Genomic DNA, 23,229 nt, shown 5'->3' on the forward strand with positions numbered 1-23,229 from the left:
GCTCCGAGGGAAAGCGCGGCGCGGGGGATCAGATCGCCGCGACCGGGAGATGGGGGCGCAAGGCGACGCTTTACAGGTCCTCCGCCCCGCCGCGCCCGCCAAGGGGTGACGCGGCGCGTCCGGAGCGGTAGAGAGACCGCCCGTTCTCCCACAGCGTGACGTTCCCCCTTGCGACTGCCCCAGGCCCGCCTCGACCAAGTTCTCGACCGCTTCCGTGAAGTCGAAGCCCGCATGGGCGCGGCCACCGACGGCGCCGAGATCGTCAAGCTCTCCAAGGAGCACGCCGAGCTGCGCCCGGTGGCCGAGTCCGTCCAGGCCCTGGCCAAGCTGAGCGCCGAGCGCGCCGAGCTGGAGGAGATGGCCGGCGATCCGGAGATGGCGGCCATGGTCGCCGACGAGATCCAGGCGCTGGACGAGAAGCTGCCGGTCATGGAGCGCGAGCTGGCCCTGATGCTGGCCCCGCGCGACAAGGACGAGAACGCCTCGGCCATTCTCGAAGTGCGGGCCGGCACGGGGGGCGACGAGGCGGCTCTGTTCGCCGGCGACCTGTTCCGCATGTACCAGCGCTACGCCCAGCTGCAGGGCTGGAAGGTCGAGATCGACAGCGTCTCCGAGGGCGAGATGGGCGGCTACAAGGAAATCATCGCCTCGGTCACCGGCGACGGCGTGTTCGGCCGCTGGAAGTTCGAAAGCGGCGTGCACCGCGTCCAGCGCGTGCCGGCCACCGAGGCGCAAGGCCGCATCCATACCTCGGCCGCCACCGTCGCGGTGCTGCCCGAGGCCGAGGACGTCGAGATCGAGATCAACGACAGCGACCTGCGCATCGACACCTATCGCTCGTCGGGGGCCGGCGGCCAGCACGTCAACAAGACCGACTCGGCCGTGCGCATCACCCACTTGCCGACCGGCGTGGTGGTGACCTCGTCGGAAAAGAGCCAGCACCAGAACCGCGCCCGGGCCATGAAGAACCTGAAGGCGCGCCTCTACGACATCCAGCGCGAGGCCCTCGACACCGCCCGCTCCGACGCCCGCAAGAGCCAGGTCGGCAGCGGCGACCGCTCCGAGCGCATCCGCACCTACAACTACCCCCAGGGCCGGGTCACCGACCACCGCATCAACCTGACGGTCTACAACCTGCCCAAGGTGATGGAGGGCGACGCCCTGGACGACATCATCAAGCCGCTGATCGCCGAGGATCAGGCCGCGCGGCTGGCGAGCCTGGAAGAGGGCTACTAGGAGACCACTTGCCCCCTACGGGTCGCTTCGCGACCGTCTTCCCCCTTAGGGGGAAGAGGAGCCGCGTTCGTCCTCCGCCCCCTATGGGGGCGGACAGACCGCGAAGCGGTCAGGTGGGGGCAAGTGGGTGTGATCTCACGCCGACCACTCCACTTTCAGCGTCGCCAGCGCCAGCTCGGCGGTGAAGGCGATGTCGGCCCCCGTCACGGTCGGGGTCTGGCCCCCGCTGATCGACTGTTCGAGCGCCGTGACCAGGCTGGCGTCGTTAACGCCGCCGCCCAGGGCCTGCAGCCCGGCCAGCGACACCGTCACGTCCATGCTGGCGTTCGAAGGCTGGTAGACGCGCAGGATCAGGCTGGCCGGATCGGCTTCCGAGGGCTTGGCGACCGTCAGGATCGGCGTGGAGGCGCCTGAAGCGGCGCTCACCGAGGCAAGGGAGATCGCGGCGGGGAGGGCGGTGGTCGAATTGGGCGGGGCGATCAGCGCCGTCAGCGGCGTGGTGTAGGCCAGGGCCTCGATCAGTTGGGCGCCGTCGCTGGGATCGGCCTTGCCGTCGCTGTCCACCGTGATCCCGGTGGGCACGCGGAACGCATACTCCAGCGTATGGACGTCGGGATCGATGCCGCCGGGCGGCGCGGGGATGGGGCACCAGCCGAAATAGTTTTCGCCCGGATTGCGGGCCAGGCCCCCCACCAGCAGCGTGCTGTTCTGGTCGCCCTGGCCCCAGGCCGGCATGGCGCCGTGATAGATCGCGCAGAGCGGCGCGCCCGAGGTGTTTTCCGGGATCAGGAAGTCGTGGGTCGCCTGCATCGACGGACCCGTCCAGTAGCGGACCTGGCGGGCGTCGTCCCAGTGGTAGGGCGTGCCCTGGGCGATCACGTCGACCTCGGCGCTCAGGTCGAACATCGTCATCGCCGAATAGCCGAACGGGCAATTGCCGGTGGTGCGCATGCGCACGAAAGGCTCGTCGGCGGCCAGCAGGTACTCCAGCTGATAGGGATAGTCCGCGCCGGCCACCGTGCAGGTGAGCTGGGCCTGCAGGCGCACGCGCAGCGGCCCCGTCTCCAGCACCTGGGCCCCGGTCACGACGGTGGTCACGCTGGTGTCGAGCTTCAGGGGCGGATACGAGGCCCCCTGTTCGCAGCTGTAGCGGTAGTTGTTGCCGTCGGCGTCCAGGTAGAAGCCGACCTGGTTGGAGGTCCCGCCCAGCACATTGGCCTGGGGATTGGCCGACCGCAGATCCAGGATCGTGTCGATCGCCCACATCGAGGCCGCGCTGACGTCCACCGAGATCAGGGCGTTGGCCAGCGTGTAGGAAGCCCCGTCGTCCGATGTGGTGATCGTCGCCTGGGTGGTCGGCTGCACGGTGTCGGTGGACAGGTAGCAGGTCGTGTAGCCCAGGCTGTCGCAGGTCGCCGGAAACAGCAGGCCGCCGTCGGCGTCGGCCTGGAACGGGACGCTCCCGTTCGGGGTGCGCACGCTGGAGAAGGCGGCGAGGTTCTGGGTCGGCGGAACCGCCAGCTCGACCAGGCCGGTCCGCGCAAAGCCCAGCTGATTGAACACCACGACCGGCTGCTCTCCGGACTGGGGCGCGGCCGTGACCTGGGCGGCGATTTCCCGCATCGCATCGCGGCGCAGGCCGTTGGCGCCGGTGCGGGCGGCGGTCAGCCGCGGCAGCTGCTCGCCGCGATAGACGTAGTCGGCCGCGGTGCCGGTGATGAAGTCGTGGTGGGTGCTGGGAACCAGGCCCAGCCAGGCTTCGCGCAGGGCCGAGGTGCGCGCCTGCAGCTCGACCGTCCACGCGCCGCCGCAGGTCTGGGCGTTGCGCGCCCCGGCGATGACGCCGAAGATCTCTGCCCCCAGCAGGGCGCGCGTGGCGTCATAGTGCAGCCGCTTCAGGCGGGGCCGGGTCTGGTAGCAGCCCGAATAGTACGGCTGGGGGCGGAAAGCCTGCGGCGCGCCCAGCAGGCCGCTGCCGACGATGGCCTGGATATAGTCGTCGAACGTCCCGGCGACGGCGGTCACCGCCGAGCCGCTCTGCTGGTTCCAGATCTCGACGCAGCTGGCGGTGTCGGTCGGCAAGGCGAAGTCCGTGCCCACGGGCACGTACAGGGTCGGGGTCACCGACGACGGCGCGTTGGCGTCGATATAGAGCTGGATCTGGGTGAGGGCGTTGCTTGGGTCGAGCCCGGAGCCCTGGCCGTAGCCGGCCATCAGCCAGTGGGCGATCGCCGTGGAGCCGTCGCGCGCGCCCCAGACGAACTCGGTGCCGTTGTCCGTCATCCACTGGGCGGGCGACGGACCCTGGCCCTTCAGGGGCGGGATGTTGGTGGGCTGGCCGCCGGGCACCCGCTCGAAGGCCACGCCCTGCAAGCCCATGGCGGCCAGCATGACCGGCAGCTGCGAGTCGTGGCCGAAGTCGTCGGGCACATAGGCGTGCTTGGGGAACAGGCCATAGGCCTGCTGCACCCAGCTCGTGCCCGTCAGATAGTTGCGGATGAAGGCCTCGCCGTGCGGCAGCAGGCTGTCGGGCGAGGTGATCCCGCCGCCCAGGATCTCGAGGTTGCTGGCCGCCTGCTTCAGCACGCCGGCGATCTGCGGATTGGCGTCGGTGAACGCCTTCAGGAAACCCATCTCGCAGATCGAATAGAAGTAGGCGGGGTCGGGCGTCCCGTTCGGGGCCAGCAGGTCGGTCGCCTGGCTGAAGATGGTGAAGGCGTCGCCGCCCGTGGAGCTGAAGTAGCTGTACTCGCCGATGCGGTACGGCGGGATGTTCGAGCAGAGGGCGGTGAAGGGCAGGATCCAGTCCCAGTCCAGATGGGGCGTCGTGCAGAGAATGACCTTGCTGATCGTGACGCCCGTTTTCATGGCGCTGCTCCTCTGTGTCCTGGGAATGATCGCTCGCCTGGGTGGTCTTCCGGTGGAGGGTTCGGCGGCCTGATCGGCGCGACAGATCGCGGTCGCGCGAGCGCGACGCGTCGGCCTTCCGTCATGGCGGGAAATGCGCCCTAAGCTCAACCCCAGATAAAGACTATGCTTGTCAGGGTTGAGCGGTCAATCGGCTTGGAGGCTGGTCGCGCCGGGCGTTGAACCCTAGAGCGTCTTTTCCAGCATCACGAACCACAGCTCGCGTCGCGGCTTGCCGAACCGCTCGGCGATCGGGAACGGCTCGGTCTCGCCGGTCAGGGCGTAGCCCCGACGCTGGTACCAGGCGATCAGGGTGTCGCGCAGCTGGACCACGCCCAGGTGGATCCGCTTGGCGCCCCGGCCTTGGGCGTGGGCTTCGGCGTGGGCCAGCAGGGCGCGGCCCAGTTGGCGGTCCTGCAGGTCGGGACGAATGGTCAGCATGCCCAGATACCAGGTGTCGCCGCCGGGGACGTCGGCGTCAGGCTCGACCCAGACGCAGCCGAGCAGCGGGCCGTCCGGCTCGTCGCGCGCGGTCAGCAGCACGGCGTTCGGCGATCCGGCCAGATCCTGCTCGAGGCTCTCCAGATCGATGCGCTGGCCGTCGATATAGTCGGCCTCGGTGGTCCATCCGGCCTGGGAGCTCTGACCGCGATAGGCGGAATTGACCAGGTCGACGAGGGCGGGAAATTCGGATTCGACGGCGGGGGCGAAGATCATGGGCGCAGACTTAATGAGGCCCCGCCTTTTCGCAAGGCTCAGCTGGGCGGCGGCTCCGGCGGCGGCTTTGTCCGCCCCAAGCCGCGGGCGTGGCCCCAGTAGCGCCCGGACACCCGCTTCACCGTGCCCGCCTCGCGCTGGATGAACTCCCAGGGGTGGAAGGCCAAGCCCACGGTGTCGGCCATGGCCGCCCCGCGCTCGCCCATCGGCTTTTCCGGACCCGTCGTGGAGTCGATGGCGGTCTGGTGCTCGATCTCGGCGTTCAGCTCGGCCCCGACCAGCACGGTCATGATCGAGAACCACATCCAGACCATGAAGGCGATCACCGCGCCCAGGGGGCCGTAGGTGGCGTCGTAGTGGGCCACGCGGTTGACGTAGACCGAGAAGCCCAGCGAGCCCAGCAGCCAGGCCGCGGCGCCGAAGATCGAACCCCAGATCACCCAGCGCCAGCGCGGTCGGGCGCGGCAGGGGGCGAAGCGATAGAGCATCGCGAAGGCCAGGGCCGTCACCCCCAGCACGATCAGCCACCGCAGCGGGATCCAGATCACCGCCGCGGCGCTCAGGCCCACCCGCTCCAGCAGGATCGGCGCGGCGATCAGCACGCCGGCCAACACCACGGCGTATAGCAGGGCGCAGAGGGTGAAGACGTAGGTCCAGGCCGTCTTGGTGACGAAGTTGCGCTTCTCGTCCTCGTCATAGGCGACGTTCAGGCCGTCGAAGAGCGCTTTCATGCTGGCGTTGGCCGACCAGATCGACAGCAGCAGGCTGAGCACGAAGGCCACGCCCAACTTGGCCTGCTCCTGGCTGGCCAGGCGCAGCATCTGCTCGCCGATGATGTTGACGACGCTGGCGGGGAAGACGCCCGACATCTCCTGCAGTTGCTTCTCGACCGCTCCGATGTCGGCGAACAAGCCGTACAGCGAGACGAACGCGCCGATGGCCGGGAAGATGGCCAGCAGGGTGTAGAAGGTCACGCCGCCTGCCACCGCGGGCAGGCGGTCGACGCTGATTTCGCGGAAGGTGCGCCACAGGATGTCGCGCCAGCCCAGGACGGGAATGCGGTGCGGATGCCGGGCGGCGCGGCCGCGCATCGGCTCGGCCTTGTCGAAGTCGTGCGGCGGCATGGCCCGGTCCTCGGACAGGCCGGGCGGGTGGTCGAGCGGCGTCTCGTTCGGCGCATGGCCGGGTCTCGGCTTGGGCAGGACGAAGGGGACCAGGGCCAGCAGGGCGATCCAGGGCGCCAGGTGATAGGGCCGCGAGGCGATCCACGACCGGAACGGGCGTCGCGGAACGTTGTCGGTCATGGTCGGGCCCTCCGCTGGAGGAACACGCCGCGCGCCGCTCCGTTCCGCGCGCCCCAGCGAGCTTGGCTTGCCAAGCGCTGAGTCGTCGCCGACCTTGCGCGCCATGCACGCCCGGATCGCTAGCCTCTATCGCCATCCCGTCAAGGGGTTCACGCCCGAGCGCCTGGAAGGGGCCGAACTGACGGCCGGCCGGTGCTTTCCCTGCGACCGGCTCTACGCCGTCGAGGACGGGCCCAGCGGCTTCGATCCCGCCGCCCCGGCCCACGTCTCGAAGATGAAGTTCACGGTGCTGGCCAAGATCCCCGAGGTCGCCAAGGCCCGCACCGCCTATGACGCGGCGACCGGCGTGTTCACCGCCCGGGCCGAGGACCGGCCGGACTTCGCCGGCGACCTGCGCGAGGCCGAGGGCCGGCGCGGCTTCGAGTCCTGGCTGGCCGACCTGCTGGGCGAGGCGGTCCAGGGGCCGCTGCGCGTGGTCGAGGGGCCGGGCGACCATCGATTCATGGACAGCCGCAGCGGCTACGTCTCCATCGTCAACCTGGCCAGCGTCCGCGACCTGGAGGCTCGGCTGGGCCGGCCGGTCGATCCCCTGCGCTTCCGCGCCAACCTTTATGTCGAGGGCTGGCCGGCCTGGGTCGAGAACGACTGGGCCGGGCGGACGATGCGGGTGGGCGAGGCGAGGGCGGAGGTTCTCAAGCCGATCGTCCGCTGCGCCGCCACCCATGTCGACCCGATCACCGCCGAGCGCGACATCGACCTAGTGAAGGCCCTGTTCGACCACTACGGCCACATGCTGTGCGGCGTTTATCTGAAGGTGGAAGAGGGCGGGGCGGTGGCCGAGGGGGACGAGATCAATCTCGATTGAGGAAATTTGAGCCCGAAAAGGTCGCCTCCGCGCGCGAGGCGGAGTAAGACGCCGCCCATGACCCTGACCCTCGTCAAAGCCTGGAACGCCGCCAAGGATCGTCTGAAGAACGTTCAGATCGATCAGCCGGCCATCGACGCTCGCCTGCTGCTGGAAGTGGCCGCCAACGTCACCCGCACCGACATCATCACCGACCCGTACCGCGTGCTGACCGAGGCGCAGATGGCGACGCTGGATGATTTCCTGAACCGCCGCGCGCGCCGCGAGCCGGTCAGCCACATCATCGGCCGCAAGGGGTTCTGGAAGATCCTGCTGCAGGTCAACAAGAACGTCCTGACCCCGCGCCCCGAGACCGAGGTCATCGTCGACGAGGTGCTCAAGGCCTTTCCCGAGCAGATGAGCTTCAACATGCTCGATCTGGGCGTCGGTTCGGGCACGATCCTGCTGGCGGTGCTGGCCGAGCGTCCGGCGGCCAAGGGCCTGGGCGTCGACGTCTCGGAAGAGGCCCTGGCCGTGGCCCGCGAGAACGCCGCCAATCTCGACCTGGCCGGCCGCGTGGCCCTGCTGCGCGGCGACTGGACCAACGGCCTGGGCGACGACAGCTTCGACCTGGTGGTCTCCAACCCGCCCTACATCGCCACCCACGTGATCGAGACCCTGGAGCCCGAGGTCCGCGACCACGAGCCGCGCCTGGCCCTGGACGGCGGTCCGGACGGCCTGGACGCTTACCGGTTCCTGGCCGGCGAGATCCTGCGGGTGCTCAAGCCCGGCGCGATGTTCGCCGTCGAGATCGGCTACGACCAGTCCGAGGACGTCGAGACCCTGTTCAAGCAGGCCGGCGCCCAGAACGTGCGGACCATCAAGGATCTGTCCGTCAACGACCGCGTTGTCACCGGTACCAAATAGCCGCCAAAGTCCCTGATTGAAAAATTCCTTGGAAACCCTGACGTGAGGCGGTAGACGAGTAACGTCTCCTTCCAAAACGCCGGGTGAAGGGAAAAGCGGTCGTCTAGATGACCGCGAGGCTCCCCCGGCAGGCGCGAACGGCCGACCCGGCTGATCGCCGCGCCCGAACCGGGCGGAGGCTCTACGGAAACCAACGTCTCTAGAACATCGAAGGCAGAACCTAACAGGGTTCCACCCCGCTCCAGAGGCCAAACACCGGACGCGCAGATCGCCGCCGGACAGGTTCAGAAGAGAAGATGAGAGATTTCAAGGGCATGAAGCGCCAGCGCGGCCGCAACAATCGCGGCGGAGCGGGTAGCGGCGGCAAGCCTCAGCAGCACAACGCCAACCGGGCCTTCGATTCGAACGGCCCCGAAGGCGTCAAGGTGCGCGGCGCGGCCCAGAGCGTCTACGAGAAGTACCAGCAGCTGGCTCGCGACGCGACGTCGTCCGGCGACCGGGTGCTGGCCGAGAACTATCTGCAGCACGCTGAGCACTATTTCCGCGTCCTGCGAGCCATCCAGCCGAATCGCCCGGTCAGCGACATCATCGGCAAGGACGCCTATTCGGCTTACGAGATCGATTTCGAGGCCGAACCGGAAGAGCAGCCCGAAACCCCCGAAGCGACCCAGACCGAGGCTCCGGCCGAGGGCGAGGGCGGCGACGGCCAGGGCGGCGAGCAGCGCCGCGACCGGTTCGAGAACCGTCCCCGCGACGATCGTCCCCGTGACGGACAGCGCGACGACCGTCCCCGCGACAACAACCAAAGCCGCGACCGCTTCGACGGCCAGCCGGGTCAGGGCCAAGGCCGCCGCGACCGTTGGCGCGACCGCGAGGACCGGCCCCGCGACGACCGGCCCCGCGACGATCGCCCCCGGGATGACCGTCCTCGCGATGATCGCCCGCGCGACGACCGTCCGAGGGAAGACCGTCCCCGTGACGACCGCCCCCGTGACGACCGCCCGCGGGAAGACCGCTTCCGCGACGAGCGTCCGCGCGAGGATCGTCCCGCCGCCGCCGAAGGCGTCGAGGTTCAAGCTCGTGACAACCAAGGGGGCGAAGGCCGCCGCGAGCGTCCGCGCCGCGACCGCGCGCCGCGCGACCGCGATCCGATGGCGGTGATCGAGCCCCAGGCCACGCCGCTGACCAGCGAGGCCCAGGCCTCGCCGCTGCTGCGGGGCCAGGACGGCGACGTCAGCCACGCCCCGGCCTTCCTGGGCCGCAAGTCGACCCGCGCCGAGAGCGCCGTGGACACCGGTCCGGTCTCGACCTCGTCGGTGCTGGCGGCCGACGCGGAAGCTGCTCCGGCCAAGCCCAAGCGTCGCCGCGCCCCGCGCAGCTTCGAAGGCAGCGCCGCGCCGGAGTCCGAAGAGGTCTAGACTTCTTCAAGCATCGACTGATCTTCAGTCAGCCCCCGACCTTGTCGGGGGCTGACGTCGTTTTGGCTCCGCCCCCATTGCGCTCGGCGCCGAACCCCGCCTAGCCTCGCCTCCTCACAGTTCGGGGGCGACCATGCGCGGCAAGACCAAGACCTTTCTCCTGACGGCGGCCGCCCTGTCGGCCCTGGTCGCGACCGGGGCCAGAGCTCAGTCCGCTCCCAAGGACTCTGGCGAAGCCGCCTTCCGCGGGCTCTACAAGGAGCTGGTCGAGATCAACACCACGGCCTCGGTGGGCAGCTGCACGGCGGCCGCCGAGGCGATGGGCGCGCGGCTGAAGGCGGCGGGCTTCCCCGACAGCGACGTGCGCGTGCTGTTCCCGCCCGAGCATCCCAAGTTCGGCGCCCTGGTCGCCACCCTGCGCGGCAAGGACCCCAAGGCCGGGGCCATCCTGCTCCTGGCCCATATCGACGTGGTCGAGGCCAAGCGCGAGGACTGGGTGCGCGACCCGTTCAAGCTGGTCGAGGAGGACGGCTATTTCTACGCCCGCGGCGCCAGCGACGACAAAGCCATGGCGGCGATCTTCACCGACAGCCTGGTGCGCTACAAGAAAGAGGGCTTTCAGCCCAAGCGCGACATCAAGCTGGCCCTGACCTGCGGCGAGGAAGGCGGCGACCCGTTCAACAGCGTGCCCTGGCTGCTGGAGAACCATCCCGAGACCCTGAAGGCCGACTTCGCCCTCAACGAAGGCGACGACAGCCAGCTGGACGAGAAGGGCCAGCCCCGGCTGCTGGGCATCCAGGTCGGCGAGAAGGTCTACATGGACTACAATCTCGAAGTGACCAACGCGGGCGGCCACTCCTCGCGCCCGATCAAGGACAACGCGATCTACCACCTGGCGGGCGGCCTGGCGCGGCTGGGGGCCTATGACTTCCCGATCGCCCTGAACGACGCCACCAAGGGCTATTACGAGCAGAACGCCAAGATCGAGCCCGATCCCGAGGTGGCCGACGCCATGCGGGCCATGGTCAAGGATCCGAACGACGCGGCGGCCGCCGCCATCCTGGCCCGCGACCCGGGGCGCAACAGCATGATGCGCACCACCTGCGTGGCCACCATGGTCGAGGCCGGCCATGCGCCCAACGCCCTGCCGCAGCGCGCCAAGGCCAACGTCAACTGCCGCATCCTGCCGGGCAACGATCCCGCGGTCATCCGCGACCAGCTGGAAAAGATCGTCGCCGACCCGGCCATCAAGATCACCCTGGCGGACGAACCCGACCCGGTCAGCCCGCCGCCGCCGTTGACCCCGCGGATCATGGCTCCGGCCACCAAGGTCGCGGCCAAGATCTGGCCGGGGGTGCCGTTCGTCCCGGCCATGCTGACCGGCGCCACCGACGGCCGCTTCACCAACGCCGCCGGCGTGCCGACCTACGGCCTGTCGGGCCTGATGGCGGGCGTCGACGGCGACCACATCCACGGCCTGAACGAGCGCATCCAGGTCAAGGCGCTGATGAACGGCCGCCAGTTCCTCTACGAGGTGGTCAAGCTGTACGCCGACGGGAAGTGAGCCTTTCGGCGGTTGTCTCGGACAGGCGCCGTTCAGGATGACAATGGTAGGTGTTGCACCTAAGTTTTCCCGATAGCCCGTCGGAACTCCGTCATGCGCCCGATCCTGCCTGTCCTCACCGCCGCCCTGGCCCTGTCCGCCTGCGCCTACAACCCCGAACTCGGTCGTCAGCAGATGACCATCGTCAACGACGACAGCCTGACCCAGGCCGGCGAGCAGGCGTGGAACCAGGCGCTGGCCAAGAGCACGGTCAGTACGGACCGGCGGGCCAACGCCCGCGTGCGCGCCGTGGGGCAACGGGTGGTCGACGCCGCCGGCCTGGGCCAGCAGCCCTGGGACTATGCGGTGTTCGAGAACACCGCGCCCAACGCCTTCGTGCTGCCCGGCGGCCATGTCGGCGTCACCACCGGCCTGCTCACGATCGTCGACAACGACGACCAGCTGGCCGCCGTGATCGGCCACGAGACCGGCCATGTCATCGCCCATCACGCCGCCGAGCGCCAGTCGCAGACCGTGGCCTCCAGCCTGTTGCTGGGCGTGCTGGGCGCGGCCACCGGCGGCGACACCGCCCGGGCCATCTCCAGCTACGGCGGCGACGCGGCCAAGTACGGCTTCCTGCTGCCGTTTTCGCGCAAGCAGGAGCTGGAGGCCGACCGCCTGGGCGTCGACTTCATGCAGCGGGCCGGCTACCGCCCGCGCGAGGCGGTGGTCCTGTGGCTGCACATGCAGGCCCAGGGCGGATCCAGCGCCCCGCAATTCACCTCGACCCACCCTTCGGACGCCACTCGGATCGCGGCCCTGGAAAACTATATCGCCCAACGGGGCTGGTGAGCCTTGTGTGGCTGATCGGCCACACCTAAATCCCCGTGGACCGAGTTGCGCTTGATCAAGGCGACTGGGTCAAATCCGCCTGAACTGGGGATACCATGAAGATCGACCTCTATTCCGACCGCGCCAAGTCCGCGGTCCAGTCGGCGCAGAGCCTGGCCCTGGCCAAGGGGCACCAGCAGCTCGGCCCCGAACACCTGCTCAAGGTCCTGCTCGAGGAGAAGGACGGCCTGGGCCGCGCCCTGATCCAGAGCGCCGGCGGCCGGCCCGACGCGGCCGACGCGGCGACCGACGCCCTGTTGGCCAAGACCCCCCGCGTCGACGGCGCCGGCGGCCAGCTCTACATGAAGCCCGACACCGCCCGGGTGTTCGCCGCGGCCGAGGAGGGCGCCAAGAAGGCCGGCGACGCCTTCGTCACCACCGAGCGCCTGCTGATCGCCCTCGCCAAGGAAGGCGGCGACGCGGCCAAGATCCTCAAGGACGCCGGGGCCACCGCCCAGGGTCTGGAGACCGCCGCAGCCGCCGTCCGCAAGGGCCGGACCGCCGACAGCGCGTCGGCCGAGGAAGGCTATGACGCCCTCAAGCGCTACGCCCGCGACCTGACCCAGGCGGCCCGCGACGGCAAGATCGATCCGGTGATCGGCCGCGACGAGGAGATCCGCCGTACGATCCAGGTCCTGTCGCGCCGCACCAAGAACAACCCCGTCCTGATCGGCGAGCCCGGGGTCGGCAAGACCGCCATCGTCGAAGGCCTGGCCCAGCGCATCGTCAACGGCGACGTGCCCGAGAGCCTGAAGGACAAGAAGCTCCTGTCGCTGGACATGGGCAGCCTGATCGCCGGCGCGAAGTATCGCGGCGAGTTCGAGGAGCGGCTGAAGGCCGTGCTCGGCGAGGTCACGGCGGCCGAGGGCTCGATCATCCTGTTCATCGACGAGATGCACACACTGGTGGGCGCCGGGAAGAGCGACGGGGCGATGGACGCCTCCAACCTGCTCAAGCCGGCCCTGGCCCGCGGCGAGCTGCACTGCGTGGGCGCCACCACGCTGGACGAGTACCGCAAGCACGTCGAGAAGGACGCGGCCCTGGCCCGTCGCTTCCAGCCGGTGTTCGTCAGCGAGCCGACGGTGGAGGACACCGTCTCGATCTTGCGCGGCCTGAAGGAGAAGTACGAGGTGCACCATGGCGTGCGGATCTCGGACTCCGCCATCGTCGCCGCCGCCACGCTCTCCAACCGCTACATCGCCGACCGCTTCCTGCCCGACAAGGCCATCGACCTGGTCGACGAGGCCGCCAGCCGGGTGCGGATGCAGATCGACTCCAAGCCGGAAGAACTCGATGAGATCGACCGCCGCCTGGTGCAGCTGAAGATCGAGCGCGAGGCCCTGTCCAAGGAGACCGACGCGGCGTCCAAGCAGCGGCTGGAGAAGCTCGAGGACGAGATCGACGAGTTGCAGATCGAGTCCGACGAGATGACCGCGCGCTGGAAAGCCGAGAAGGACAAGGTCGGCGGCGCCGCCCAGGCCCGCGAGGCCCTGGATCGCTTGCGCGCCGACCTGGCCGCCGCCCAACGGGCCGGCGACTTCGCCCGCGCCGGCCAGCTGCAGTACGGCGAGATCCCGGCGCTGGAGAAGCGTCTGGCCGACGCCGAGGCCGGCGAGACCGGGGCCGGGGCCCAGAAGGCCCTGACGCCGGAAGTCGTCGACGCCGAGCAGATCGCCGCCGTGGTCAGCCGCTGGACCGGGGTGCCGGTCGAGAAGATGCTGGAAGGCGAGCGCGAGAAGCTGCTGAAGATGGAGGACGCCCTGCGCGGCCGCGTCGTCGGCCAGGATGAGGCGCTGGAAGCGGTGTCCGACGCGGTGCGCCGCGCGCGGGCCGGCCTGCACGACCCGTCCAAGCCGATCGGCTCGTTCCTGTTCCTGGGCCCGACGGGCGTGGGCAAGACCGAGCTGACCAAGGCCCTGGCCGAGTTCATGTTCGCCGACGAGCATGCGATCACCCGCATGGACATGTCGGAATACATGGAAAAGCACTCGGTCAGCCGGCTGATCGGCGCGCCTCCCGGCTATGTCGGCTACGACGAGGGCGGGGCGCTGACGGAAGCGGTGCGCCGGCGTCCGTACCAGGTGGTGCTGTTCGACGAGATCGAGAAGGCCCACCCGGACGTCTTCAACGTTCTGCTTCAAGTGTTGGACGATGGCCGTCTCACGGACGGGCAAGGCCGGACGGTCGATTTCAGGAACACCCTGATCATCATGACCTCCAACCTCGGCGCCGAGTTCCTGGCCAACCAGGAGGACGGCGAGGATGTGGAGGCCGTGCGGCCGATGGTGATGAACATGGTGCGCGGTCATTTCCGCCCCGAGTTCCTCAACCGGATCGACGAGATCATCCTGTTCAAGCGGCTGAGCCGCGCGAACATGGGCGACATCGTCCGCATCCAGCTGCAGCGGGTGGAGAAGATGCTGGCCGAGCGCCGCATGACCCTGGCGCTCGACGCCGAGGCTCTGCAGTGGCTGGCCGACAAGGGCTACGACCCGGTCTATGGCGCGCGCCCGCTCAAGCGGGTGATCCAGAAGGACCTGGTCGACCCGATCGCCAAGCGTCTGCTGGCCGGCGAGCTGGAGGACGGCGGAGTGATCGCCGTCGGCGCCGGCTCCGACGGCCTGGCGATCGGCAAGGCGACGCTGCAGTAAGCGTCGCCCGCCGGCGAATCCCATACGGGCGCGTCCCACGGACGCGCCCGTTTTTGGGTCTGGCGGAGCGCGAAAAAGAGGTTCAGGATGACCTCTCGCCCCTCACATATCGCAAATATTTCTCGGGAACCTTTGGCCGGGTTTTGCGTACGCGCGCGTTACTAAGAAGCGGCGTAGAGATGTTCGTGGGAATGGCCAAGTCTGTCCAGAACAGGCCCAGAATTCGCCTCTTTCGAATGTCGATTTTCAACTGACGAAGCGCCGCTGCTGGACTGTCTGACGGTCCAGCTTGGTGCTCGGTGTTGAAGCAAAGGTGGAAGGGTGTCCCATGATTAGCGTAAATTATAAGATGATGATGGTGAGCGCTCTGGTGGCTGGCGGGCTGTCGGTCAGCGGCTGCGCGACCAAGGGCTTCGTCAACGAACAGGTCGGCGCGGTGAACACGCGGGTCGACGCCACCGACGCCAAGGTGGCCGAGGTCGACCGCACCAGCCAGGAAGCGCTGAAGCGCGCGACCGACGCCCACAAGCTGGCCGAGGGCAAGTTCCTGTACTCGGTGGTGCTGAGCGACGACTCGGTGAAGTTCCCGCTCGACCGGCATGAACTGTCGCCGGAAGCCGAGCAGCGCCTGGCCGACTTCGCCTCGAAGCTGAAGGGCGACAACAAGAACGTCTATCTCGAAATCCAGGGCTTCACCGACGCCTCCGGCGATCCGAAGTACAACGAGACCCTGGGCAACGAGCGGGCCGAGACGGTGCGCAAGTTCCTCAGCAAGCAGGGCGTGCCGCTGAACCGAATGGCGACGATCTCGTACGGCGAGGAAGATCCGGTGGCCCCGAACGACACCCCCGACGGCCGCGCCCAGAACCGCCGCGTGGTGATCCAGGTCCTGGCCTAGAACGCGATCATCGCCCGGCCGGACTGACGCCGGGCGATCACCGCTTCCTTGTCCGCTCACCCGACGTTGGCCGGGATGAGCGGATTTTTTTGTCGGGCCGCGATCGGGTCAGGCGTCCGCCGCTTCCTTCGCCGCCGCGATCAGCGCGTCGTCGATCTCGGCGGCCCGCTTGGCCGCCGGGCGTTGGCTGATGCCGGCCCAGTAGGCCTCGAAGGCCGGGCGCTTCTCGATCGACCCGAACATCATGCCCCAGCCGATCTGCGAACCGACATAGACATCGGCGGCCGAGAACTTGTCGCCGGCGATATAGGTCTTGCCGGCGACCGCCTGTTCCAGGGCGTTCAGGGTGTCCTCCAGGCAGCCGTAGCCGGCCATGGGCTTGCGGTCGTCCGGCACGACGAAGCCCATCGACTTGTTGGTGACCGCCGCCTCGACCGGCCCGCAGGCGAACATCAGCCACCGATAATAGGTCCCGCGCGCGGGCGAGGTGGTCGGCGGGGCCAGGCCCGCTTCGGGAAAGGCGTCGGCCAGATAGGCGCAGATCGCCGCGCCCTCGGTGACCGTCACGCCGCGATGGGTGATCGCCGGCACCTTGCCCATCGGATTGATCGCCAGATATTCGGGCGCCTTCATCGTGGACGCGTAGTCCAGCACCACCGTGCGGTAGGGGGCGCCGACTTCCTCGAGCATCCAGCGGACGATGCGGCCGCGCGACATCGGGTTGGTGTAGAAGACGAGTTCGTCGCTCATGGGGATGGGCTCCAAGAGCCTGTCCGAAGGACAGGCTCGTCCAAACATCTGCAGCGTGACGGGCGCCGAAACCGGCATCCACCTTCGGCTGTCACGCTCCGGGGTGGCGATCCTAGCGCGCACGGCCTCTCGCGCAATCTCGACGATCGATGTTCTTCGAGGGTGTTCAGGCCGAGGCTTCGAGCGTCCTGGCCGGCGTCGACGCCATGGCGGTGTTGAGCGCGTCGATCAGGCCGGCGACGGTCATCGGCTTGGACACCGCGCCGTCGAAGATCCCGCCTGGACCGCCTGGGCGGGCGTCGGCCGAGAAGGCGATGATCGGGGTCGCGGCGTTGGGTCCGCCTTCGCCGCGGATGCGCAGGGCGGCCTGGGCGCCGTCCAGGCGCGGCATGCGCAGGTCCATCAGGATGGCGTCAAACGGACGGGCGGCCGCGGCGGCCACGCCTTCCTCGCCGTCCACGGCCTCGGCCACCTCGGCCCCCATGGCGGTCAGGATGGCGTTGACCAGTTCGCGATTGGCCGGATTGTCGTCGACGACCAGCACCCGGCAGGCGGGCGGCAGTAGCGGCGGGGCGGCCTCCTGGGCCGAGCTGGCCTCGGCCTGGGCCGTCGAGGGGGCGACGACGTCGAAGCTGAAGCAGGCCCCATGGCCGGGAACGCTGACGACGCCGATCTGGCCGCCCATGGCCTCGACCAGGCCCTTGCAGATCGCCAGGCCCAGGCCCGTGCCGCCATGCTTGCGGGTCAGGCCGGCGTCGACCTGGGAGAAGCGGCGGAACAGCAGGTCGACGTCCTCGGTGGCGATGCCCGGGCCGGTGTCGAGCACCGAGACGCTCAGCCGTTCGGCGGCGTCGTCATAGGCGGCCGTGACGGTGATCGACCCAGCCTCGGTGAACTTCGCCGCGTTGCCGATCAGGTTCAGCAGCACCTGGCGCAGCCGGCCGCCGTCGATCAGCAGATCGGCCGGCAGGGCCTCCAGGCCCTCGGTGCGCAGGGCCACGCCTCGGGCCTCGGTCTCCAGCGAGAACAGGTCCAGCGCCTCCTCGATCAGCGAGGCGGGGGCGACGGGCTCCAGCTTCAGCTCCAGCTGACCGGCCTCCAGCTTCGAGAAGTCGAGGATGTCGTTGATGGTGGTCAGCAGCGCCTTGCCGCCGCTCAGGACCCGGCCGATGAAGCGGCGCGCGTCGGGCGACAGGTCCGGCTCGTCGTCGACCAGACGGGCGAAGCCCAGCACCGAGGTCAGGGGCGTGCGCAGCTCGTGGCTCATATTGGCCAGGAACTCGCCCTTCACCGCGGCGGCGGCCTCGGCCTCGTTGCGGGCCTCGCGCAGCTGGCGCTCCATGGCCTTCTGCTCGGTGACGTCGCGAACGATGTCGGTGATGCCGGTGACCTTTCCGGTCAGCGGATCGTGCTGCAGGCCAGGGCGCGATTCCAGCCAGATCATCTGGCCGTCCTTGCGGAGCGCGCGGTACTCGATGCGACGGGGGCCGGCGTCGTGATGGTCGGCCAACTGGGCCAACTGCTCGACGACAATGGCGCGCACGGCGTCGCGATCGTCCTGGTGGACGATGAACATGCCCTCGCGGCCGACCAGCTCCTCGGCCGCGAAGCCGGTCATCTGCAGGCAGCCCGGCGAAGCATACTGGATGATCCCGCGCATGTTGCTGTGGATGATCATGTCCTGGGCGTTCTCGGCCAGCTGGCGGAAGCGCGCCTCGCTGCGGACCATCGCGGCGTTGGCCTCGGTCATGCTCTGCAGCATCTGGCGACGGTGCCGCTGGATCGAAGCCACGGGCAGGCTGATGAAGATCGCCGTGGCCAGGAACAGCTGCAGCACGATCGCCTGGTCGGACGATCCGGTCCGGAGCAGGGTGATCGGGCCGTGACCGGCCATGGTGAAGATCACCGCCACGACCGCCACGAGGGTCGCGCTCAGCGCCGCGCCCAGCACTTCCAGACGCCAGGCGACCACCAGCATCACCGGCGGCACGATGAACAGCAGGGGGCGGGATTGGGTGAAGACGTAGACGGTCACCGCCAGCAGCAGCACCAGGCTGCCGACGCCCGAGATCGACAGCGGCCGCTCGCGCAGGTAGCGGCGCACGCGCACCAGGGCCAGCAGACAGGGAGTGATGGTCATCAGGCCTAGAATGTCGCCCAGCGACCAGACGCCGATATTGGCCAGCAACGCGCCGCCGCGCATGGCGGTGTGGATCGTGGCGGCGACCACTCCGGTGGCGATCGGAGCGGCCAGGCCGCAGATCAGGGCGAAGGCGATCATGTCGCGGGCCCGGCCCAGGTCGATTTCCGGGCCGCAGATTCGGCGCATGCCCCAGGCGCAGGCGAAGATCTGCATGATGTTGCAGCTGACCAGCACGATGTTGACGGTCGCGAGGTCACCCACATGGGCCCCGGCCGCCAGACCGCCGACCAGGCAGCCCAGCAGCACGGCCGGCCAGTGGCGGTTGCGGCACGACAGCAGGCAGGCCACGCCGAAGCCGTTGGACAGCCAGATCGGCGCCACCTGATCGTAGTTGCGGGGGAACTCGACGCAGAGATAGGCCAGCAGGGCGTAGCCGGTCGCCGCGATCACGGCGAGGGCCGCGGTCTTCAGGAAGTCGCCGCCTGTCCACTTCCAGATTGGCCCGGTGGAGGCCGAAAAGGTCGTCTCTGTCATCACCCTGCTTTCGCGGGTTGCCCAGCTCCATCCAAGCTAAGGCGAACCGTCAGACACGACTAGGGCAAAGGGCTTAAAGAACAGTGGCTTGCGACGTGGCTCATCGCCGCGCCCCTGAGGTTGTATTTGAGAGCCTACGACCCGAAGCCCGCCGCCGTGACCAGGCGCGCGACCTCGGCGATCACGGCGTTGCGCCCGTCGTTACCCAGCGTCGAGCGGCTCAGATAGGCGGTGATCAGCAGGGGCGAACGACCTGGCGGCCAGATCACGGCGATGTCGTTGGTGGTCCCGATCTTGTCGTCGCCCCAACTGCCGGTCTTGTCGCCGACCTTCCAGCCGGCGGGCAGGCCGGCCCGCAGGCGCGCGTCGCCGGTCTGGTTGGCGACCAGCCAGGCGATCAGTTGCCGGCGCGAGGCCGGCGACAGGGTCGAGCCGAGGGTCAGGGCGCGCAGGGTGGCCAACATGGCGTTGGGCGAGGTGGTGTCGTGGATCTCGCCGGGGCGGACCACGTTCAGCTCGGGCTCGTAGCCGTCCAGGCGGGTGACCTTGTCGCCCAGGCCGCGGAGGAAGGCGGTGAGGGCCGGCGGCCCGCCGAAAGTGTAGAGCAGCACGTTGGCGGCGGCGTTGTCGCTGAGGGTGACCGTCGCCTCGCAGAGGGCTCCGACCGTCATTCCCTCGCCGACATGCTTCTCGGTGGCCGGCGAATGGGCCAGCAGCACGCTCTTGCCGTAGACGATCCGCCGATCCAGCCGCTCAAGGCCCTGGTCCACCCGCCGGAGCACCAGGCCCGCGACCAGGGCCTTGAAGGTGCTGCACATGGCGAAACGCTCGTCGCCGCGATAGGCGAAGGTCTTGCCGTCAGCCGTATCCAGCACGGACACGCCCAGCCGGCCGCCGCCGCGAGCCTCCAGGGCGACGATACCCCGGCTAATGCCGCTGGTCAGTCGCGCCGTCGTGGCCGAGGCGGCCGGACCGGCGAGGGAAAGGGCGGGGACGGCGGAAAGAGCCGTTAATACTTGGCGTCTGTCGATCATCGGGTTCTCCATGGCCCGCAGGATGAGCGACGAGTGACCCCCGGATCAAACGATGATACTTCGGCGCAGACCCTAGAAAATTTTGGCCCTAGAAAATTTGGGTGTCGAGATGAGCCGCGCGCAACTGCCCCTGAACGCCCTGCGCGCCTTCGAGGCCTCGGCCCGGCATCTGAGCTTCACGCGGGCGGCCATCGAACTGTGCGTGACCCAGGCCGCCGTCAGCCACCAGGTCAAGGGTCTGGAACAGCGGCTGGGCGCGACCCTGTTCCGCCGCCTGCCGCGCGGCCTGGCCCTGACCGACGAGGGCCTGGCCCTGCTGCCGACGGTGCGCGACAGCTTCGACCGCATGGGCGAGGTGCTGGAGCGGTTCTCGGCCGGCCGGGTGATGGAGGTGCTCAGCGTCGGGGTGGTGGGCACCTTCGCGGTGGGCTGGCTGCTGCCGCGCCTGCCCGCCTTCCGCGAGGCCCACCCGTTCGTCGACCTGCGTCTGTTCACCAACAACAACCGCATCGACATCGCCGGCGAGGGGCTGGACTGCGCCGTGCGGTTCGGCGACGGGGCCTGGCACGGCACCCAGGCCGTGCCGCTGTTCGCCGCCCCGATGACGCCGCTGTGCGCCCCGGCCGTGGCCGAGCGGCTCAGGACGCCCGAGGCGTTGAAGTCGGAGGTTCTGCTGCGCAGCTACCGCGCCGACGACTGGCCCGACTGGTTCGCCGCCGCCGGCCTGACCCCGCCGCCGATCCGCGGGCCGGTGTTCGACAGCTCCTGGGTGATGGTCGAGGCGGCGATGCAGGGGGCGGGCGTGGCCCTGGCCCCGTCGATGATGTTCGCCCGCGACCTGGAGCAGGGCCGGCTGGTGCGGCCGTTCGCCCTGGAGGTCGGGTCGGGGATGTACTGGCTGACCTGGCTGAAGTCGCGAGCGGTCACGCCGGCGCTGGCGGCGTTCAGGGATTGGCTGGCCGAGCAGGTTTAGCCGGGGACATGCCCTTGCGGCGTGTCCCCTGTCTTGGCGCCGTGGATGCTGATGGGGACACGCCGCGAGGGCATGTCCCCGGTCGGCCTAAGCGATGATCTCCGGATCGTTCCGCTTCAGCCACGCCGCCGCGTAGCTGCACAGCGGCACGATCTTCATGCCCTCGCTGCGGGCGGTTTCGGCGACCTTGCCCATCAGGCGGCCAGCCGCGCCCGTGCCGCGCAGGGCGGGATCGGCCTCGACGTGGGGGATCACCAGGCGATGGCCGCTGCGCTGGTAGTCGGCGAAGGCGATGCGCCCGTCGACCTCCAGTTCGTAGCGGCTCTTGGCGGGGTTGTGGCTGAAGGCGTCTGTCATGACTCGCATATGGGCTGGACGGCGCGGCGCGCCAAGGTTGTTATGGGCCTGGGGGCTAACGCACGAAAGAGGTGGGCGATGCGGGCTCTAGCGGTGTTTGTGGCGTTCGGAACCTTGGCGGCCGTGGCCGCCTGCGGCCAGAAGTCCGGGACCAAGACGGCGGAGACGCCCAAGGCCGCGACGGCGACATCGCCGGCGCCGTCGACGGTGACGGGGGAGGCCGCCGCGACCGCGCCGGCCGCGCCCGCCCCGACCATGCCGTCCTGGCCCAAGCGCAAGCCGGGCCTGTGGACCCAGACCATGACCCTCAAGGCGCAGGGCTTCACGCGCAGCTTCCGCTTCTGCGTCGACGAGACCAGCGACGAGAAAATGGGATTGGATAGTCAGGGCGACGACAAGCGCTGCCAGCGCAAGTCGATGACGCGCGGAATGGACGGCGGCTGGACGGTGGTCTCGGCCTGCGACATGGGCGCGGCCGGCAAGACCGACAGCACCATTCACGTCGCGGGCGATTTCAACACCCGCTACGTGATGGACGTCACCAGCACCACGACGGGCGCGGCTCAGCCGGCGATGAACGGCGAGCACAAGATGAACATGACCGCCGAGTGGTCGGGGGCCTGTCCCGCCGGGTGGAGCGGCGGCGACGTCGAGATGCCGGGCGGCCGGCGGATGAATCTGCTGACCAAGACGGTTTCGGCGGGGTAGGAGCGGGCGACATTTGACGCTCGGTGCGAGGTCCTCGTCTTTCGACAAGCTCAGGATGAGGACCTTTTTGCAGGCCGCGGCGGTAGAAAAACCTCATTCCGAGCTTGTCGAAGGACGAGGTTTTCGTCTCGGACGCTGAACGTCGATGCGCTCTAGACCAGCTCCACCGCCATCGCCGTGGCCTCGCCGCCGCCGATGCACAGGGACGCCAGGCCCTTCTTGCCGCCACGCGCCTGCAGGGCCGCGATCAGGGTGCACAGGATGCGCGCGCCCGACGCGCCGATCGGGTGGCCCAGGGCGCAGGCGCCGCCGTTGACGTTCAGCTTGTCCGGATCGATGCCCAGCTCCTGCTGGGCGATCATCGCGACCACGGCGAAGGCCTCGTTGACCTCGAACAGGTCGACGTCGGCGACCTCCCAGCCGGCCTTCTTCAGCGCCTTGCGCATGGCCGGCACGGGGGCGGTGGTGAACAGGCCCGGCTCGTGGGCGTGGGCGGCGTGGGCGGCCACCCGGGCGACGATCGGCAGGCCCAGGCGCTTGGCGACGCTCTCGCGGGTCATGACCAGGGCGGCGGCGCCGTCGCTGATCGAGCTGGAATTGGCCGCGGTGATGCCGCCGTCGCGGCTGAAGGCCGGGCGCAGGGTCGGGATCTTGGCGGCGTCGGCCTTCAGCGGCTGCTCGTCCTGGCTGACCGTTTCGACGCCCTTGCGGGTGGTGATGGTCACCGGGGTGATCTCGGCCTCGAAGGCGCCTGACGTGACCGCCTTCTGGGCCTTGGCCAGGCCCGCCACGGCGTAGGCGTCCATGGCCTCGCGGCCGAACTGGTAGGTCGCGGCGCTGTCCTCGGCGAAGGCCCCCATCAGCTTGCCGGGGGTGTAGGCGTCCTCCAGCCCGTCCAGGTACATGGAGTCCATCATCTGGTCGTGGCCGATGCGGGCGCCCGAGCGGTGCTTGGTCAGCAGGTAGGGCGCGTTGGTCATGCTCTCCATGCCGCCGGCCACGATGATCTGCGCGCTGCCGGCCGCCAGGGCGTCGTGGGCCATGATCGCGGCCTGCATGCCGCTGCCGCACATCTTGTTGACCGTGGTGGCCTCGACCGAGAGGGGCAGGCCGGCGCCGACCGCCGCCTGGCGGGCGGGGGCCTGGCCCAAACCGGCGGGCAGGACGCAGCCCATGAAGATCTGCTCGACCAGTTCGCCCGAGACGCCGGCCCGCTCGATCGCCGCCTTCACCGCCGTCGCCCCCAGCTCGGTGGCCTTGGCCCCGGACAGCGCGCCCTGGAAGCCGCCCATCGGCGTGCGGGCGAACGAGACGATGACGACGGGATCGGCGTTGGACATGGATAAGCTCCGGCCTTGGAAAATCGTGGCGGAATAAACCCCCTCCGGCGCGTC

General features: G+C 69.2%; 18 protein-coding genes. 10 read left to right on the forward strand and 8 right to left on the reverse strand.

Translation table 11 applies throughout. The features are described 5' to 3' along the window. The first annotated feature begins 168 nt into the window (after positions 1 to 168). The gene (gene prfA, locus ASD38_RS16775) at positions 169 to 1,236 is read left to right on the forward strand and encodes a peptide chain release factor 1 (RefSeq protein ID WP_056461736.1); all 1,068 of its coding nucleotides are present in this window, start codon (positions 169 to 171) and stop codon (positions 1,234 to 1,236) included. Between the two features lie 135 nt (positions 1,237 to 1,371). On the opposite strand, the gene ASD38_RS16780 is transcribed toward prfA, so the two are convergent. The 3 genes from ASD38_RS16780 to ASD38_RS16790 all read right to left on the reverse strand — a co-directional run bounded on the left by ASD38_RS16780 (position 1,372) and on the right by ASD38_RS16790 (position 6,164). Continuing rightward, positions 1,372 to 4,104: a hypothetical protein gene (locus tag ASD38_RS16780; RefSeq protein ID WP_056461738.1), complete on the reverse strand. Its 2,733-nt coding sequence runs from the start codon at positions 4,102 to 4,104 to the stop codon at positions 1,372 to 1,374. Positions 4,105 to 4,329: 225 nt separating this feature from the next. Then, complete coding sequence (locus ASD38_RS16785; protein ID WP_056461740.1) at positions 4,330 to 4,860, reverse strand: GNAT family N-acetyltransferase; 531 nt, start codon at positions 4,858 to 4,860, stop codon at positions 4,330 to 4,332. Between the two features lie 38 nt (positions 4,861 to 4,898). Further along, positions 4,899 to 6,164, reverse strand: a complete 1,266-nt coding sequence (locus tag ASD38_RS16790) for a YihY/virulence factor BrkB family protein (RefSeq protein ID WP_056461743.1) — start codon at positions 6,162 to 6,164, stop codon at positions 4,899 to 4,901. Between the two features lie 103 nt (positions 6,165 to 6,267). Between ASD38_RS16790 and ASD38_RS16795 the strand changes: the two genes are divergently transcribed. The 7 genes from ASD38_RS16795 (at position 6,268) to ASD38_RS16825 (ending at position 15,336) form a co-directional block, all read left to right on the forward strand. Then, complete coding sequence (locus ASD38_RS16795) at positions 6,268 to 7,029, forward strand: MOSC domain-containing protein (protein WP_156390755.1); 762 nt, start codon at positions 6,268 to 6,270, stop codon at positions 7,027 to 7,029. Positions 7,030 to 7,086: 57 nt separating this feature from the next. Next, positions 7,087 to 7,935: a peptide chain release factor N(5)-glutamine methyltransferase gene (prmC, locus tag ASD38_RS16800; RefSeq protein WP_056439354.1), complete on the forward strand. Its 849-nt coding sequence runs from the start codon at positions 7,087 to 7,089 to the stop codon at positions 7,933 to 7,935. Between the two features lie 296 nt (positions 7,936 to 8,231). After that, positions 8,232 to 9,353 (forward strand): DUF4167 domain-containing protein, encoded by a 1,122-nt coding sequence (locus tag ASD38_RS16805; RefSeq protein WP_056439357.1) that lies wholly within the window; start codon positions 8,232 to 8,234, stop codon positions 9,351 to 9,353. A 133-nt stretch (positions 9,354 to 9,486) separates the two neighbouring features. Next, a complete protein-coding gene (locus ASD38_RS16810; RefSeq protein ID WP_056439360.1) occupies positions 9,487 to 10,917 on the forward strand; it encodes a M20/M25/M40 family metallo-hydrolase in 1,431 nt (476 codons plus the stop codon). 93 nt (positions 10,918 to 11,010) lie between these two features. Next, on the forward strand, positions 11,011 to 11,748 hold the full coding sequence (locus ASD38_RS16815; protein WP_056461749.1) for a M48 family metallopeptidase: 738 nt from the start codon (positions 11,011 to 11,013) through the stop codon (positions 11,746 to 11,748). A 95-nt stretch (positions 11,749 to 11,843) separates the two neighbouring features. Then, positions 11,844 to 14,438, forward strand: a complete 2,595-nt coding sequence (gene clpB / locus ASD38_RS16820; RefSeq protein WP_056461751.1) for an ATP-dependent chaperone ClpB — start codon at positions 11,844 to 11,846, stop codon at positions 14,436 to 14,438. Positions 14,439 to 14,766: 328 nt separating this feature from the next. Continuing rightward, the gene (locus ASD38_RS16825; RefSeq protein ID WP_056439370.1) at positions 14,767 to 15,336 is read left to right on the forward strand and encodes an OmpA family protein; all 570 of its coding nucleotides are present in this window, start codon (positions 14,767 to 14,769) and stop codon (positions 15,334 to 15,336) included. Between the two features lie 108 nt (positions 15,337 to 15,444). Here ASD38_RS16825 and ASD38_RS16830 read toward each other — a convergent pair whose 3' ends face one another. The 3 genes from ASD38_RS16830 to bla form a co-directional block, all read right to left on the reverse strand. Further along, entirely contained in the window at positions 15,445 to 16,086 is a 642-nt protein-coding gene (locus ASD38_RS16830; protein ID WP_056461754.1) for a glutathione S-transferase family protein, read from the reverse strand. Positions 16,087 to 16,252: 166 nt separating this feature from the next. After that, entirely contained in the window at positions 16,253 to 18,763 is a 2,511-nt protein-coding gene (locus tag ASD38_RS16835) for an MASE1 domain-containing protein (protein WP_056461757.1), read from the reverse strand. 134 nt (positions 18,764 to 18,897) lie between these two features. After that, a complete protein-coding gene (bla, locus tag ASD38_RS16840) occupies positions 18,898 to 19,797 on the reverse strand; it encodes a class A beta-lactamase (RefSeq protein ID WP_056461760.1) in 900 nt (299 codons plus the stop codon). 109 nt (positions 19,798 to 19,906) lie between these two features. Here bla and ASD38_RS16845 point away from each other — a divergent pair, with 109 nt between their 5' ends. Next, positions 19,907 to 20,770 (forward strand): LysR family transcriptional regulator, encoded by an 864-nt coding sequence (locus ASD38_RS16845; protein WP_056439383.1) that lies wholly within the window; start codon positions 19,907 to 19,909, stop codon positions 20,768 to 20,770. An 87-nt stretch (positions 20,771 to 20,857) separates the two neighbouring features. Here ASD38_RS16845 and ASD38_RS16850 read toward each other — a convergent pair whose 3' ends face one another. After that, positions 20,858 to 21,127, reverse strand: a complete 270-nt coding sequence (locus tag ASD38_RS16850; protein ID WP_056439387.1) for a GNAT family N-acetyltransferase — start codon at positions 21,125 to 21,127, stop codon at positions 20,858 to 20,860. Positions 21,128 to 21,205: 78 nt separating this feature from the next. On the opposite strand from ASD38_RS16850, the gene ASD38_RS16855 reads away from it, so the two are divergent. After that, a complete protein-coding gene (locus tag ASD38_RS16855) occupies positions 21,206 to 21,835 on the forward strand; it encodes a DUF3617 domain-containing protein (RefSeq protein WP_056439390.1) in 630 nt (209 codons plus the stop codon). Positions 21,836 to 21,987: 152 nt separating this feature from the next. Here ASD38_RS16855 and ASD38_RS16860 read toward each other — a convergent pair whose 3' ends face one another. Further along, on the reverse strand, positions 21,988 to 23,175 hold the full coding sequence (locus tag ASD38_RS16860) for an acetyl-CoA C-acyltransferase (protein ID WP_056439393.1): 1,188 nt from the start codon (positions 23,173 to 23,175) through the stop codon (positions 21,988 to 21,990). Positions 23,176 to 23,229 lie beyond the last annotated feature (54 nt).

The sequence above is a fragment of the Caulobacter sp. Root487D2Y genome (genome assembly GCF_001427165.1).
Taxonomy (GTDB): Bacteria; Pseudomonadota; Alphaproteobacteria; order Caulobacterales; family Caulobacteraceae; genus Caulobacter.